The organism is Mycolicibacterium boenickei (genome assembly GCF_010731295.1).
Taxonomy (GTDB): domain Bacteria; phylum Actinomycetota; class Actinomycetes; order Mycobacteriales; family Mycobacteriaceae; genus Mycobacterium; species Mycobacterium boenickei.
Window position 1 is genome coordinate 4,093,993 of the sequence record NZ_AP022579.1, and the last position, 14,027, is coordinate 4,108,019.

Below are 14,027 nucleotides of genomic sequence, written 5' to 3' on the forward strand. Positions count from 1 at the left end.
TGTGAAGCGCCTGCTAACGAGGTTTGGCCAGGGGAAACGGCAGTGTTTCGCGGATGCTACGGCCAGTTATCAGCATGACCACCCGGTCCACGCCCATGCCGAGACCGCCCGTCGGCGGCATCGCGTATTCCATGGCCTGCAGGAAGTCCTCGTCGAGCTCCATGGCCTCGGGGTCGCCCCCTGACGCCAGCAAAGACTGTTCCTGCAGCCGGCGCCGCTGTTCGACGGGGTCGGTGAGTTCGCTGTAGGCGGTGCCCAGCTCGACACCCCAGGCCACCAGGTCCCAACGTTCGGCCACCCCGGGGATGCTGCGGTGCGGCCGGGTCAGCGGCGACACCGAGGTCGGGAAGTCCTTGTAGAACGTCGGCTCCTCGGTCCGGTCCTCGACGAGGTGCTCGTACATCTCCAGCACCACGGCCCCGGCGTCCCAGTGGGTCAGGTACGGGATGTGTGCCGCGTCGCACAGCCGGCGCAGCGTGGTCAGGTCGGTCTCGACGGTGACGTGCTCGCCGAGGGCCTCCGAGACCGCGTCGTGCACGGTCTTGACCGCCCATTGGCCCGAGATGTCGACCGGCTCGAGGACCCCGTCGGCGCGTGGCCGCTGGAAGATCTGGGCGCCGTTGGCGGCCTGGGCGGCGTTCTGGATCAGCTCGCGGCAGCCGTCGATCCAGACGTTGTAGTCGGCATGGGCCTGGTAGGCCTCCAACAGGGTGAACTCCGGGTTGTGGCTGAAGTCCACGCCTTCGTTGCGGAACGCCCGGCCCAGTTCGAAGACCCGCTCGACGCCGCCGACGCACAACCGCTTGAGGTACAGCTCGGGTGCGATCCGCAGATACAGGTCGAGGTCGTAGGCGTTGATGTGGGTCAGGAACGGCCGGGCGTTCGCGCCGCCGTGGATCTGTTGCAGGATCGGCGTTTCCACCTCGAGGAAACCCTTGGCGTACAGCGTTTCCCGGATGGCGTGCAGCGCGCCGCTGCGGGCCCGGATCAGGTCCCGCGCCTCGGTGTTGACGGCCAGGTCCACGTAGCGGGCCCGCACCCGGGCCTCCTGGTCGGTGAGTCCCTTCCATTTGTCCGGCAGGGGGCGCAGGCATTTGCCGATCAGTCGCCAACTGTCGACCAGCAGCGAGTGGGTGCCCTGGCGGCTGTGTCCCATCGAGCCGCTGACCTCGATCAGATCGCCGAGGTCGATTGTCGCGGTGAAGTCTGCGGTGGCGGCCTGGGTCAGGCGCGCGTTGTCGAGCAACAGCTGAACTTCGCCCGACCAATCGCGCAGTTGGGCGAACAGCACGCCGCCGTAATCCCGGATCCGCAGGATCCGCCCGGCCACGCTGACGGTCTCACCGTCGGCGGATTCCAGTGCGGCCGCGACGGTATGGCTGGGAGCCTGACCCACGGGATAGGCATCGACACCGTTCTCCTGCAACTGGCGCAGCTTGGCCATCCGGACCCGGACCTGCTCGGGCAGGCGTGGCTGATCGTCGTCGGCCAGATCGTCGCGCAGCCCGTTGCGGTCCGGCGCGCTGCCGTCGTGGTGCAGCCGGCCCGACCCCACCAGGTCGGCGGGAGCCGCGACGTGTTCACCGGTGTGCTGCTTGTTCCGCCGGGAGAAGGGCAGGACCAGGAATCCCTCGGCGATCACCGAGGCCACGCCGACCCGAGGGATCAGCCGGGCGTCCTCGTAGCAGGCGTAGCGGGGTACCCACTCGGGCTGGTACTTCATGTTCGATCGGTACAGCGTTTCCAGCTGCCACCAGCGGGAGAAGAACACCAGCAGGGCCCGCCACAGCCGGGCCACCGGACCGGCACCGAGCTGGGCGCCCTGCTGGAAGGCCGACCGGAACATCGCGAAGTTCAGTGAAATCCGGCTGACCCCAATGCCTTCGGACTGCATGCACAGTTCGCTGACCATCAGCTCGATGGTGCCGTTGGGGGATTGCGGGGAGCGGCGCATGACATCGAGCGAGACGCCGTTGGCGCCCCACGGCACCAGCGACAGCAACGCGACCACCTCGGCGTTTCCGTCGCGCTGCTGCACCGCCTCGACGAGCAGGCAGTCACCGTCGGCCGGATCCCCGAGCCGGCCCAGCGCCATCGAGAATCCACGTTCGGTCTCGGTGTCGCGCCAGGCGTCGGCGCGGCGGATCACCTCGGCCATCTCGGCCTCGTCCAGCTCGCGGTGGCGCCGGATCCGCACCGAGGTCCCGGCCCGCCGGGCCCGGGTCACCGCCTGGCGCACCGCGCGCATGTCGGGCCCGGACAACCGGAAGTGGTCCGGATACAGGATCGCCTCGTCGCCGAGTTGCAGCGCGTTGAGTCCGGCCGCCCGGAACGCCTCGGCCGCCGCCGAACTGGCGCCCATCACGCCCGGCGCCCAGCCGTAGGTCTGGCACAACTGCAGCCAGGCCGCGATGGCCTGCGGCCAGGCTTTGGGATCACCGACCGGGTCACCACCAGCCAGACAGACGCCTACCTCGACGCGGTAGGCGATCGCGGCCCGCCCGTTGGGGGCGAACACCACCGACTTGTCGCGGCGGGTGGCGAAATACCCCAGGGAATCGTTCTTTCCGTAGACCTCCAGCAGCCCGCGGATGGCCGACTCGTCCTCGCCGGTCAGCGCATTCGACGCCCGTTGCGACTGGAACAGCACGATCGCGGCGGCCATCAGCGCCAACGCGCCGAACAGGCCGAAGATCGCGTTGAGGAAGGGATGCGAATAGCCCTCGAAAACCTCGGTCGGGACGGTCGCGAAACCGCTCACCCGGTTGACCGCGTACAGCAGCCGCCATTCCGGGGCCAGGGTGCCGGGGAAAAGTTCCAGCAGGACCCACGCGGCCAGGATGCCGATCGCCATGCCCGCGACCAGAACGACAGCGGATTTGAGCAGGGCGCCGCGGCGCACCTTGGCCCAGAACTGGTTTCGGGCCAGCACCAGGCAGACGATGGCCACCACATGGAACACCAGGCCGATGACCTCGCCGACGTCCTCGGCCAGCGGGTCGCCGCCGGTGGCGAGATCGCCGAGGTTCCAGCCGATGGCGCCCACCATGTACAGCACCAAGATCCACCAGGCGATGCGCTTGCGCGCGGCCAGCGCGGCGGCCAGCAGCGCCAGCACGAACGCCCACGAAAAGCTGGTGTCGGGGAAGTTGAAGATGTAGTCGTTGACGAATTCGCGCGGCACCTGGATCACCCAGCGCACCGTTTGAGAAACGCTGGCGACCAGCGACAGGGTGGCGATGATCCCGACGATCCAGCCGGCTGCTGCGGGAACCCAGGAAAACCTCGACGCGGGCTGGACCCCGGTGCCGCGGCTGATGACGGTCATACGCCCGGAGAATAGGCGGTCAACCCGTCAATTGGGCCCATCACGCGCACAGACACCGACCAGGTGATTACCAGACTGGGCCGGTGTACTTCTCGCCTGGGCCTTTGCCCGGCTCGTCCGGATGCGCACTGGCTTCGCGGAACGCCAACTGCAGGCTCTTGAGGCCGTCGCGCACCGGGCCCGCGTGCGGTCCCAGGTATTCGGCCGACGCCGTCACGAGTCCGGCCAGCGCGGTGATGATCCGGCGGGCTTCGTCGAGATCCCGGTGCGGGCTATCGTCGGGATCGTCGGCGGAAAGCCCGATCTTCTCGGCCGCGGCGCTCATCAACATGACTGCCGCCCGGGTGATCACTTCCACGGCGGGAATGTCGGCAAGCTCCCGCACCTGCGGCGTCGCGTCGTCGGGCGTTTCAGTCGGATCGGTCATGCCTGCTAGACTGTCATGCGCGACCGTCCCGGCTCATGTCAGGGACAGCAAGTGGAGTCCCACTCCCACCGTTGGCCACAAGGTACAACGGTCCGGTCGCCGGTGTCCTCGGGCACCGGTTCTGTGCTCCACCATTGGAGGTGCAGGCGGCGTAAGCCGTGATCGGTCGGCATTGGGCCCTGCTTTGAGCAGGGCTTTTCTGTTCTCAGGGGCAGAAGTGCAGGTGGGCGGGTCTCCTCAGCAGACCCAACATAGGAGGCCCCATCAGCACTGAGACCCGCGTCAACGAGCGCATTCGTGTACCAGAAGTCCGCCTGATCGGACCAGGTGGCGAGCAGGTAGGCATTGTGCGCATCGAAGACGCCCTCCGCGTCGCCGCGGATGCCGATCTCGACCTTGTCGAAGTAGCTCCTAATGCCAGACCACCGGTCTGCAAGATCATGGACTACGGCAAGTTCAAGTACGAGACGGCACTCAAGGAGCGCGAGTCTCGCAAAAACCAGCAGCAGACCGTCGTCAAGGAACAGAAGCTGCGTCCCAAGATCGACGATCACGACTACGAGACGAAGAAGGGCCATGTGGTCCGCTTCCTCGAAGCCGGATCCAAGGTCAAGGTGACCATCATGTTCCGCGGTCGTGAGCAGTCCCGGCCCGAACTCGGGTACCGGTTGTTGCAGCGGTTGGGCGCAGATGTGGCCGAGTACGGCTTCGTCGAGACGTCAGCCAAGCAGGACGGCCGCAACATGACGATGGTGCTGGCACCGCACCGCGGCGCGAAGACTCGCGCCAAGGCAGCGGAGCAGGCCGAGCGCCCAGGCGGGCAGCAGGCCGCATCAGAAGAACCAGACGTTACGCAGAGCTAGTTTCAACACAGAACTGAGGATTCATGCCCAAGGCGAAGACCCACAGCGGAGCATCGAAGCGCTTCCGCAAGACCGGGACCGGCAAGATCGTGCGCCAGAAGGCCGGCCGCCGCCACCTGCTGGAGCACAAGGCCACCAAGCGCACCCGCCGGCTTGACGGCCGCACCGTGGTCGCAGCCAACGACACCAAGCGTGTCAACAAGTTGCTCAACGGCTAGTACTGCCGCTCCCTGTACCGAACGAGAATAGGAACATCCCATGGCACGCGTGAAGCGCGCACTCAACGCCCAGAAGAAGCGGCGCACAGTCCTCAAGGCCTCGAAGGGCTACCGCGGTCAGCGGTCGCGGCTCTACCGCAAGGCCAAGGAGCAGCAGCTCCACTCGCTGACCTACGCCTACCGGGACCGTCGTGCCCGCAAGGGTGAGTTCCGCAAGCTGTGGATCTCGCGTATCAACGCTGCGGCCCGCGCCAACGACATCACCTACAACCGCCTGATCCAGGGCCTCAAGGCCGCAGGCGTCGAGGTCGATCGCAAGAACCTGGCCGAGATCGCCGTGAGCGATGCCGCCGCGTTCACCGCGCTGGTCGAGGTCGCCAAGGCCGCTCTGCCCGAGGACGTCAATGCGCCCTCCGGAGAGGCCGCCTGACGCTCACCGAGCGTTCTGCCCGGGTGGCGGCTGCGGTCAAACTGCAGCGCCACATCGGGCGCCGCCGCGCCGCACGTTTCCTTGCCGAAGGTCCCAACCTCGTCGAGGCCGCGTTGCGGCGCGGACTTGTTTCCGAGGTGTTCGCCACGGAGTCCGCGATGGACCGGTTCGGCACTCTGCTGGCTGACGCGCCGGTGCAGCTGGTCACCGAACGTGCGGCGAAAGCCTTGTCCGACACCGTGACTCCCGTCGGCCTGGTGGCCGTGTGCCGGCTGCCGGAGACCACCCTCGACGATGTGCTGGCCACCGCGCCCCGGTTGATCGCGGTGCCCGTACAGATCTCGGAGCCGGGTAACGCCGGCACGCTGATCCGCGCCGCCGATGCGATGGGTGCCGACGCGGTGGTGCTGGCCGGCAACAGCGTCGACCCCTACAACAGCAAGTGCCTGCGGGCGTCGGCGGGCAGCATCTTCTCGTTGCCGGTGATCGGCGAGCCCGATGAGGCCGCCACCGTCGCACGGCTGCAGGCGGCCGGCTTGCAGGTCCTGGCCACCACGATCGATGGCGAGGTCAGCCTCGACGACCTCGATGCCGGCGGCGGCCTGGCGCAGTCCACCGCCTGGCTGTTCGGCCCCGAAGCCCACGGCCTGCCAACCGAATTGGCCGAGGCCGCCGATCATCGGGTGCACATTCCGATGCCCGGTCATTCCGAGAGCCTCAACATCGCCTCGGCGGCGTCGATCTGCCTGTATCAGAGCGCCCGCGCTCACCGCGCCCACCGCATCTAGCGCGTCCAGCGCCGAATGGCCACTTGTCGCACGGTTTTTCGTGATTCGTGTATCACAAGTGGCCACTGGCGTCGATGTGACACGATGCTGTGGGGAGGTGCACCGTGTGCCAATACTGCGGATGCCGGGAGATGCCACTGCTGCGGGATTACATCGCCGAGCATGAGCGGGCCGTCGACCACGGCCGCGAGGCGGTGCGTGCCCTGGACCGCGGTGAGCTGGACGCGGCGCGTCAGCTGGTTGCGGCGATGTTCGAGGAGTTGCGATCCCACTGGCAGGGTGAGGAGAACGGGCTGTTCGCGGTGATGCACGACGACGACCTGTACGCCGAGCACATCGACCCGCTGGTGGCCGAACACCGTGAGCTGGCGGCATTTCTCGAGGTGGTCGACCTGTCCGATCCCGACGATCAGAAGCGGCTTCGGGCGGAGATCGAAGAGCTCTATATGCACATCGCGAAAGAAGAGGACGGACTGTTCCCGGCTGCGCTCACCGCGCTCGACGGTGCCGACTGGGATGCCGCGATGGCCGGATGGCAGGCGGCACACCCCGGTCGCGAGATGATTCGGTAGCAGGCCGGGTCAGACCACCAGCCAGAGCAGGCCGGCCATCGCGAACCCGACCACCGACAGGATGGTCTCCAGCACGGTCCAGGTTTTGAGGGTGTCCTTCACCGACATGTTGAAATACCTTGACACGATCCAGAATCCACCGTCGTTGACGTGGCTGGCGACGATCGAGCCGGCGGACACCGCGACCACGATGAGGGCGATCTGCGCCGGGCTGTAGTTGCCTGCGGCGATCGATGTCTCGATGATGCCGGCCGTCGTCACGATCGCGACGGTCGCCGAGCCCTGCGCGATACGCAGCGCGCAGCTGATCAGATACGCCGACAGGATCACCGGCAGGCCGATGGCGGTCATGGAATCGGCGAGGGCTGTGCCGATTCCGGTGGCCCGCAACACCGCACCGAAGAACGCGCCGGCGCCCACCACCAGCAGGATCATGCCGACCGGACGCAGCGAGGCCGCGCTGATCTTGGCGAGTTCGGTGGCGGTGATGCCCCGGCGGATTCCCAGCAGGTAGAGCGCGAGCAGCACCGCGATGGTCAACGCGACGGCCGGTGTCCCGACCAGGGTCAGGATCGACAGCAGCCGGCCGCCGTCGAGCATGACGTCGGCGATGGTCGCGGCCAGGATCAGCGCCATCGGGGCCAGGATGATGAAGGCGATCAATCCGATCGACGGGGGATTGGCGGTATCGGCCTCGTCCTCCTCGGGGATGAACTCGTCGGGCACCTCGACCTGTACCCGCTTGCCGATCCACGAACCCCACACCACGCCGGAGACGAACCAGGCGGGGATACCGCAGGCCAGCCCCATGATGATGATCCACCCCAGGCTGACGTGCAGCAGGCCGGCGGCAGCGACCGGACCGGGATGGGGCGGTAGGAACGCGTGCGTCATCGACAGGCCGGCGAGCATCGGCATCGCGTACATCACCAGTGATCTGCCGCCGCGTTTGGCCGCCACGTAGACCAGCGGAGCCAGGATGAAGATACCGATGTCGAAGAAGATCGGGATGCCGAGTACGACGCCGGTCAGGCCCATCGCCAGGGGAGCGCCCTTGGGGCCGAACAGGTTCAGCAGCCGGGTGGTCAGCGCGTCGGCACCGCCGGAGCGCTCGAGCATCGCCCCGAGTACCGTGCCGAGTCCGATGATCACGGTGATGTGGCCCAGGATCCCGCCGAACCCCTTCTCCAACAGGGAATCCGAGGCCTTGGCCGGGGTGCCGACCAGGTCGGAGACGGGAATCCCGGCGATCAGCGCGACCGCGATGCTGACCACGATCAGGGCGATGAAGGGTTCGAGTTTGAGCTTGATGATCAACAACAGCAGCACCGCGATGGACACCGCGGCCAGTGTCAGCAGGCCGGAGGTGTCGTGTTGCAGCCAGTGCACGAACGAGGTCATGAATCCTCCTGGGTGTGGGCGAGGATCTGGGATGGGAAAGTGAGGCTCAGCGAGAGAGAGCTGCGACGAAATTGCTTGCCCGGCTGGTGATCTCGTTCCAGTCTCCGGAAGCGACATGGGCCGGTGGCACCACACCGGTGCCGGCGCACACCGCGAGGGCGCCTGCGTCGAGATAGGACTGCGCATTGCCCTCGTTGATCCCGCCGGACGGCAGCAACTCGACGTCGGGGTAGGGCCCATGGAGGTCCGACAGGTACTTGGGGCCCATGCTGCTCGCCGGGAAGATCTTCACCGCGGCGGATCCGAGATCGATTGCCTGGGCCACTTCGGTGGGCGTGAGGGCACCGAGAAACACCGGCACCAACTGGGCGGTCGCGACCGCGGCGACCTCGGGACGCAGGCCGGGGGTGACCAGGAACCGGGCACCTGCGTCGATGGCGGCGCGGGCCTGATCGGCTGTCATCACGGTGCCGACGCCCAGCATGATCCCGGCGCCGGACACCGAATCGGCGCAGGACCGAAGATGGTCCAGCACCCCTGGGGTGGTGAAGGTCAGCTCGACCGTGCGGATACCGCCTGCCGCGATCGCGTGGCACAGATCCGCCGCGTCGGGAATCGTCTCGGCGCGGACCACGCTGAGCACTCGGTCCTGCCGCAACACGTCGAGCGCTGTCATCGCACACCTCCATCAGGGCCGCGTCGCAGCGACCGTCCAGCTGTCACCCCGGTGAGCTCGCCGTCATCGAGGGCGAACTGTCCGCGCACCAGGACATGGGTGAATCCGGTTGCCGCTGTGCGGGGTTGCTCGTAGGTAGCGGTATCGGCGACGGTTTCCGGGTCGAACAGCACCAGATCGGCCGCGAACCCGGGACGGATGAATCCGCGGTCCGTGAGCCGGAGTCGGGTGGCCGCCCGCCCACTGAGGTGGCCGACGCATTCCTCGAGCGAGAACAGGCCGAGGTCGCGGCAGTAGTGGCCCAGGTACCGCGCGAAAGTTCCCCAGCCGCGCGGATGTGGCTTCGATCCGACCAGCAGCCCGTCGCTGCCCGCGGTGTGCCGTGGGTGCCGCATGATCGCCTGCACGTTCTCTTCGTGTCCGACGTGCTGCAGGATCCCGGTACCGAGCTCGTCGCGCAGCAGGATGTCGATGCACACGTCGAATGGATCGCGGTGCTCGGCCGCCGCGATCTGCGCGATCGTGCGGCCCACATGGTGATCCAGTTCCTGATGGGTGACTCCGCTGATCTCGATGGTGCCCCACTCGGCGATCACGCCGTGACAGCCGTCCGAGCCGCTGACTTCCAGATGGTCGCGGATCCGGGCCAGGGCGCCGGGATCGGTGAGCCGCGCCATGGTCTCTTCGGTGCTTCCGGCGGACGCCCAGCTCGGCAGGATCGCCGAAAGCGTGGTGGCTCCAGGCAGATACGGGTAGGTGTCCAGGCTGATGTCGGCGCCGGCGGCGGTCGCCGTGTCCAGCATGGCCAGGAGTTCAGGTGCCCGGCCCCTGTTCGGACCGAAGTTCAGGGTGGCGTGGGCCAGGTGCAGTGGGCAGCCCGATTTGGCGGACAGGTCGACCATCTCGGCGTACGCCTCGATGGCACCGGCACCGTAGGACCGATGGTGTGGTGAGAAGTAGCCGCCGTAGGACGCCACGGTGCGGCACAGCGCGAGGAGTTCGTCGTTGTCGGCGTACATCCCTGGCGTGTACGTCAGTCCGGCGGACAAACCGACGGCTCCCTCGGCCATGGCCCGAGCCACGATGGCCTGCATCTCGGTGATCTGCTCGGCGGTGGCGGGGACGTCGTCCCAGCCGACGACCAGGGCGCGGACGACGCCGTGTGGGACGAGATAGGCGACGTTGGTGGCGATTCCGCGGTCCAGGCGGTCAAGGTATTCGGCGACGGACCGCCAGTCGAAGTCGAAGTCACTGGGGTCGGTGTTCCAGCCGGCGATCTTGCGGCGGACGACGGCAAGCACCTCGGACGTCACGGGCGCGTACGACAGTCCGTCCTGCCCGAGTACCTCGGTGGTGACTCCCTGGGTGATGCGCGACGGATGCTCCGGGTTGAGCAGGATCTGCAGATCCGAATGTGCATGCATGTCGATGAATCCGGGCGCGAGCACCAATCCGGAGGCGTCGATCACCCGATCGGCCGTCGGCGAATCCGCGGGTTCGGTGATGATGGCGGCGATGCGGTCGTCGTCGATCAACACATCGGCGTCATACCGGGCGGACTCGGTGCCGTCGACGACGGTGGCGGAGCGGATCAACGTGCGCATGACAGATCCGGCTCAGAAGTAGGTACGGATCAGGTCGACGATCACGGGATCGGCTTCCTGCTGGGCGACCACCGGGATCCATCGCCACTTGTCGAAGGCGGTGCACGGGTGCGAAAGGCCCAGGCGCACCACGTCACCCACGCGGATGTCGGAATCGGGCGGGAGGGTCAGGAATGCGTGCTGGTCGTTGACGGCCACGATCTCGGCGCCCGTGACAGGCCGGGCCGGGGCACCGAGTTGCGAGGCGACCAGTTGCGCCGTGGGCAGCCCCTCATCGAACGGGACATCGCGCTTTCCGGCATCCAGCAGTGCCAGCCCGGGCTCGGGGCGTGACACCACCCGTGCCCAGGTGTGCATCGCCGAGCGCAGCCGGTACGGTTCGCCGCCACGGCCGAACGGCGTGATCCCGGTGTAGAAGCCGTCGTCGTGGATGATGTAGGCCCCCGCGCGGACCACGACGTGTGTGCGGCCGCCGGCCAGTGGAGCCAGGACTTCCGCCACCAGATCGAAATAGGCGCTGCCACCGGCGGTTACGTAGACATCGGCATCGGTGGGGTAGAGGCCGCCGGCTTCGATGATCCGGTGCAGGCGAGCCATTTCCTCCAGGTAGTGCCGGACGCGGGCCAGGGAGGCCTCGGATGCGTCGTGTGCCAGCGACCCCTCGTAGCCCGAAACGCCGGCCAGGCGCAGGGTGTCGGTCGCCGCGATCCGTGCGGCCACGGCGGCGGCCTCGTCGACCGACCGGGCACCGGTTCGCCCGCCGGGCGCACCCAATTCGACGAGTACCGGAATCGGCCGTGCCACCGGGGTTTCGGCGAGTGCCGCAGCCATCGCGTCCACGGTGGCGGTCGAGTCTGCCCAGCTGAGCACCTCGAGGTCGGGCCGGGCGGCCATCTCCAGGGCCAGCCAGCGCAGGGCGGACGGGTCGACCAGGGTGTTGGCGAGCTGGATCCGCCGGACACCGAAACTCACCCCGACACGTACCTGGCTGGGCGTGGCCAGGGTGATACCCCATGCGCCGCTGCGCAACTGGCGGTCCCACAGGACCGGCGACATGGTGGTCTTCCCGTGCGGGGCCAGTTCCACGCCGTGCTCGGTGCACCAGGCCGCCATGGCGGCCACGTTGTCCTCGATGGCTGAATCGTCCAGCGTCATCACCGGTGTGATGAAGGACGAGAGCCGCGGCTGGGTGGCGAGGAACTCCGCGGCAGTGAGGCCGTCGGCCGCTGCCGGAAGAGCCTTGTCCAGTTCCGACAGTCGTTCGGCGCGGAGTGTGTCCCACGCCCGACTTTCCAGCGCGGGTTCGCCTCGCGTCGTCATGCCGATCGAATCCTCCATGGTGATTCTGGCGCGTGAAGAAGCGTCAGAACGGCGTGAGCTGCTACGTTGCGCAGAATGCAATTAGTGTTGCAATTTGCGATGTGACATGTCTAACATGGCTTGCAACACCGCGTCAATCGTTCAACCCCGAAGGACGGGAGTGCCCGAAATGTCCACAGACTCCGTCGGCGGAGTTGCCTGCGTCGGGGAACCGCTGGTCCTGGCCGGTGGGGAAGTTGAATTGCACCTGGCCGGTGCTCAAGCCGAATTGCACCTGGCCGGTGCGGAAGCCAACGTCGCGGCCGGACTCGTCTCCTGGGGCATCCCCGCCTCCTTCGTCGGCCGGCTCGGCGACGACGGTTACGGCGACCTGATCAGATCGGAGCTCACGGCGCGCGGCGTCGACATCTCCGCGGTCGAGATCGACTCGGCCCGGCCCACCGGGCACTACTCGAAAGACACCGCGCCCGACGAGGCGGGGGAGCCGCGCAGCGTCAGCCGCTACCACCGGACGGGCTCGGCGGCGTCGGCGATGACGCCAGAATTCCTCGACTCGGCCGCGGTCGCGTCGGCCTTCGGGCGCGCGTCGGTCGTGCACTGCAGCGGCATCACGCCGGCCCTGTCGGACAGTTGCCGGGCCATGATGCGCCGGTTGCTCACCGACCGGCCGGGAATCAACGGGTTGCTGAGCTTCGACGTGAACTGGCGCGAACAGCTGTGGCCCGACGGCGATCCGGCGGAGGTGGTGGCCCTGGCCAACCTGGCCGATGTCGTCCTGGTGGGCGCCGACGAGGCGATCCGTGTCGCCGGGACCGATGATCCGGTGGCGCTGCGTCGGATCCTGCCGAACCCGGAGACCCTGGTCATCAAAGACGGCGCGGAGCAGGCGCTGGCGATCGACCGGGCCGGCGATGTGATCGCCGTTCCGGCCCTGCGCGTCGAGGTCGTGGAGCCGGTGGGTGCGGGTGATGCCTTTGCCGCCGGTTTCCTCAGCGGCGTCGTGCTGGGTGACGATCCGGAATCGTGCCTGCGGCGCGGACACATCGGCGCCGCCGTCACTCTGACTGTCGTGGCGGATTCGGCGCCGCCACCGCCGGATGCGGCGGTCGAGCATCTGCTGGATTGCACAGACGGGGAGTGGGCTGCGACGGCGGTGAGCGAGGCCGGGTTCACCGTGTGCGGGAGCAGGCGGTGAGCCAAAGTGTCGGACGGGCATTGCAGCTGCTGATTCAGCTTGGCAAGGGCCCCGCCAGTCTGGACGAGCTCGCCGCCGCGACGGATGTGCACAAGACCACGGTGATGAGGCTGCTGCGCACCCTGTCCGACGAGCGGTTCACGTTCCGCGACAACAACAATCGCTATCACCTGGGATCACGGATCTTCGAACTCGCCGCACACGGCACCGATCAGCGGGAGATCCGTCAGATCGCCTCGCGCCATCTCGTCGAGTTCAACCGCGAATACGGCCGCACCACGCACCTCGCCGCGATGGAAGGCGGCGACATCGTCTACATCGACAAGCTCGAATCCCACGATCAGATCCGGATGTACTCGCGGATCGGCCTGACCGCCAACCTGAATTCGACCGCCGTCGCCAAGGTGATCCTCGCCGACCTGAACGACGCGGAGTTGCGACCGATCGTCGCCACGATGGACTTCAGCCGGCGCGCGGCCAACACCATCACCACGCCGGAGGCGTACCTGCGCGAGATCGAAACCGTGCGGGCGCAGGGCTGGGCCCAGGACCGCGAAGAGAACGAGCCGTCGATCAATTGCGTGGGGGTACCGATCCGCGGTGCGAACGGCCGGGTCGTCGCCGCGGTGTCGGTGTCGGTGCCCGACGTGGTGCTGCCCTTCGACAAGGTCCTCGAACTCCTGCCGCCGCTGCAGGCGGTAGGTGAACGCATCTCGGCCGAATGCGGTTACCGGCCCCCTTCGTAACCCGACTGGAAATCATCGAAACCACCGAAAGCAGAGGAGATTCCCACCGTGTCCGATTCCCAGGTCATCCGCACCGATGACGCACCAGCACCGGCGCACACCTTCAGCCAGGGCATCCGTAAGGGCGCCATGTTGCAGGTGTCGGGGCAGGGCCCGATGGACCCCGCGACCAACACCTACATCGGCGAAGGCGACGTCAAGGTGCAGACCCGGCGGACACTGGAGAACGTCAAGGCGATCCTGGCGGCAGGCGGCGCGGGTGTCGACGATGTCCTGATGTTCCGGGTCTACCTCACCAAGCGTGAGGACTTCGCGGCGATGAACGAGGTATACGGCGAGTTCATCGCCGAGAACGTCAAATCCGACCAGCTGCCCTGCCGGACAACGGTATTCGTCGACCTCCCGCACGAGGTCATGCTGGTCGAGATCGACGCGCTGGCCGTCGTGGGCTAGCCAGGA

Annotated in this window: 14 protein-coding genes; 8 read left to right on the forward strand and 6 right to left on the reverse strand. The window is 67.4% G+C overall.

Annotated features, from left to right (window positions below):
• Positions 1 to 13: 13 nt before the first annotated feature.
• Together lysX and G6N57_RS19400 are read right to left on the reverse strand one after the other, a co-directional pair.
• Complete coding sequence (gene lysX, locus G6N57_RS19395) at positions 14 to 3,328, reverse strand: bifunctional lysylphosphatidylglycerol synthetase/lysine--tRNA ligase LysX (protein WP_077740991.1); 3,315 nt, start codon at positions 3,326 to 3,328, stop codon at positions 14 to 16.
• A 67-nt stretch (positions 3,329 to 3,395) separates the two neighbouring features.
• Complete coding sequence (locus tag G6N57_RS19400) at positions 3,396 to 3,755, reverse strand: DUF1844 domain-containing protein (RefSeq protein WP_077740990.1); 360 nt, start codon at positions 3,753 to 3,755, stop codon at positions 3,396 to 3,398.
• 251 nt (positions 3,756 to 4,006) lie between these two features.
• On the opposite strand from G6N57_RS19400, the gene infC reads away from it, so the two are divergent.
• The 5 genes from infC to G6N57_RS19425 all read left to right on the forward strand — a co-directional run bounded on the left by infC (position 4,007) and on the right by G6N57_RS19425 (position 6,626).
• A complete protein-coding gene (gene infC, locus G6N57_RS19405) occupies positions 4,007 to 4,618 on the forward strand; it encodes a translation initiation factor IF-3 (protein ID WP_077740989.1) in 612 nt (203 codons plus the stop codon).
• Between the two features lie 23 nt (positions 4,619 to 4,641).
• Positions 4,642 to 4,836, forward strand: a complete 195-nt coding sequence (rpmI, locus tag G6N57_RS19410) for a 50S ribosomal protein L35 (protein ID WP_036449598.1) — start codon at positions 4,642 to 4,644, stop codon at positions 4,834 to 4,836.
• Positions 4,837 to 4,876: 40 nt separating this feature from the next.
• Positions 4,877 to 5,266, forward strand: a complete 390-nt coding sequence (gene rplT / locus G6N57_RS19415; RefSeq protein ID WP_003885175.1) for a 50S ribosomal protein L20 — start codon at positions 4,877 to 4,879, stop codon at positions 5,264 to 5,266.
• 23 nt (positions 5,267 to 5,289) lie between these two features.
• Complete coding sequence (locus tag G6N57_RS19420; RefSeq protein ID WP_077740988.1) at positions 5,290 to 6,054, forward strand: TrmH family RNA methyltransferase; 765 nt, start codon at positions 5,290 to 5,292, stop codon at positions 6,052 to 6,054.
• Between the two features lie 131 nt (positions 6,055 to 6,185).
• Positions 6,186 to 6,626, forward strand: a complete 441-nt coding sequence (locus tag G6N57_RS19425) for a hemerythrin domain-containing protein (protein WP_077740987.1) — start codon at positions 6,186 to 6,188, stop codon at positions 6,624 to 6,626.
• 9 nt (positions 6,627 to 6,635) lie between these two features.
• On the opposite strand, the gene G6N57_RS19430 is transcribed toward G6N57_RS19425, so the two are convergent.
• Genes G6N57_RS19430 through G6N57_RS19445 form a run of 4 tightly spaced genes read right to left on the reverse strand, consistent with a single transcriptional unit; the run spans position 6,636 to position 11,627 of the window.
• The gene (locus tag G6N57_RS19430) at positions 6,636 to 8,027 is read right to left on the reverse strand and encodes a GntP family permease (RefSeq protein WP_077740986.1); all 1,392 of its coding nucleotides are present in this window, start codon (positions 8,025 to 8,027) and stop codon (positions 6,636 to 6,638) included.
• A 46-nt stretch (positions 8,028 to 8,073) separates the two neighbouring features.
• Positions 8,074 to 8,703: a bifunctional 4-hydroxy-2-oxoglutarate aldolase/2-dehydro-3-deoxy-phosphogluconate aldolase gene (locus tag G6N57_RS19435; RefSeq protein ID WP_077740985.1), complete on the reverse strand. Its 630-nt coding sequence runs from the start codon at positions 8,701 to 8,703 to the stop codon at positions 8,074 to 8,076.
• Positions 8,700 to 10,307, reverse strand: a complete 1,608-nt coding sequence (locus tag G6N57_RS19440) for an N-acyl-D-amino-acid deacylase family protein (RefSeq protein WP_077740984.1) — start codon at positions 10,305 to 10,307, stop codon at positions 8,700 to 8,702. The genes G6N57_RS19435 and G6N57_RS19440 overlap by 4 nt, the downstream gene beginning before the upstream one ends.
• 12 nt (positions 10,308 to 10,319) lie before the next feature.
• On the reverse strand, positions 10,320 to 11,627 hold the full coding sequence (locus G6N57_RS19445; RefSeq protein WP_077741973.1) for an amino acid deaminase: 1,308 nt from the start codon (positions 11,625 to 11,627) through the stop codon (positions 10,320 to 10,322).
• Positions 11,628 to 11,787: 160 nt separating this feature from the next.
• On the opposite strand from G6N57_RS19445, the gene G6N57_RS19450 reads away from it, so the two are divergent.
• Genes G6N57_RS19450 through G6N57_RS19460 form a run of 3 tightly spaced genes read left to right on the forward strand, consistent with a single transcriptional unit; the run spans position 11,788 to position 14,021 of the window.
• Entirely contained in the window at positions 11,788 to 12,822 is a 1,035-nt protein-coding gene (locus G6N57_RS19450) for a sugar kinase (RefSeq protein WP_407665941.1), read from the forward strand.
• A complete protein-coding gene (locus tag G6N57_RS19455; protein WP_077741972.1) occupies positions 12,819 to 13,568 on the forward strand; it encodes an IclR family transcriptional regulator in 750 nt (249 codons plus the stop codon). The genes G6N57_RS19450 and G6N57_RS19455 overlap by 4 nt, the downstream gene beginning before the upstream one ends.
• Positions 13,569 to 13,616: 48 nt before the next feature.
• The gene (locus G6N57_RS19460) at positions 13,617 to 14,021 is read left to right on the forward strand and encodes a RidA family protein (RefSeq protein WP_077740982.1); all 405 of its coding nucleotides are present in this window, start codon (positions 13,617 to 13,619) and stop codon (positions 14,019 to 14,021) included.
• The last annotated feature ends 6 nt before the right edge of the window (positions 14,022 to 14,027 follow it).

Excerpts from the sequence above, each read along its gene's own strand:
- lysX (WP_077740991.1), bottom strand. The coding sequence starts at position 3,328 with ATGACCGTCATCAGCCGCGGCACCGGGGTCCAGCCCGCGTCGAGGTTT.
- G6N57_RS19400 (WP_077740990.1), bottom strand. The coding sequence starts at position 3,755 with ATGACCGATCCGACTGAAACGCCCGACGACGCGACGCCGCAGGTGCGG.
- rpmI (WP_036449598.1), top strand. The coding sequence starts at position 4,642 with ATGCCCAAGGCGAAGACCCACAGCGGAGCATCGAAGCGCTTCCGCAAG.
- rplT (WP_003885175.1), top strand. The coding sequence starts at position 4,877 with ATGGCACGCGTGAAGCGCGCACTCAACGCCCAGAAGAAGCGGCGCACA.
- G6N57_RS19425 (WP_077740987.1), top strand. The coding sequence starts at position 6,186 with ATGCCACTGCTGCGGGATTACATCGCCGAGCATGAGCGGGCCGTCGAC.
- G6N57_RS19430 (WP_077740986.1), bottom strand. The coding sequence starts at position 8,027 with ATGACCTCGTTCGTGCACTGGCTGCAACACGACACCTCCGGCCTGCTG.
- G6N57_RS19435 (WP_077740985.1), bottom strand. The coding sequence starts at position 8,703 with ATGACAGCGCTCGACGTGTTGCGGCAGGACCGAGTGCTCAGCGTGGTC.
- G6N57_RS19440 (WP_077740984.1), bottom strand. The coding sequence starts at position 10,307 with ATGCGCACGTTGATCCGCTCCGCCACCGTCGTCGACGGCACCGAGTCC.
- G6N57_RS19445 (WP_077741973.1), bottom strand. The coding sequence starts at position 11,627 with ATGACGACGCGAGGCGAACCCGCGCTGGAAAGTCGGGCGTGGGACACA.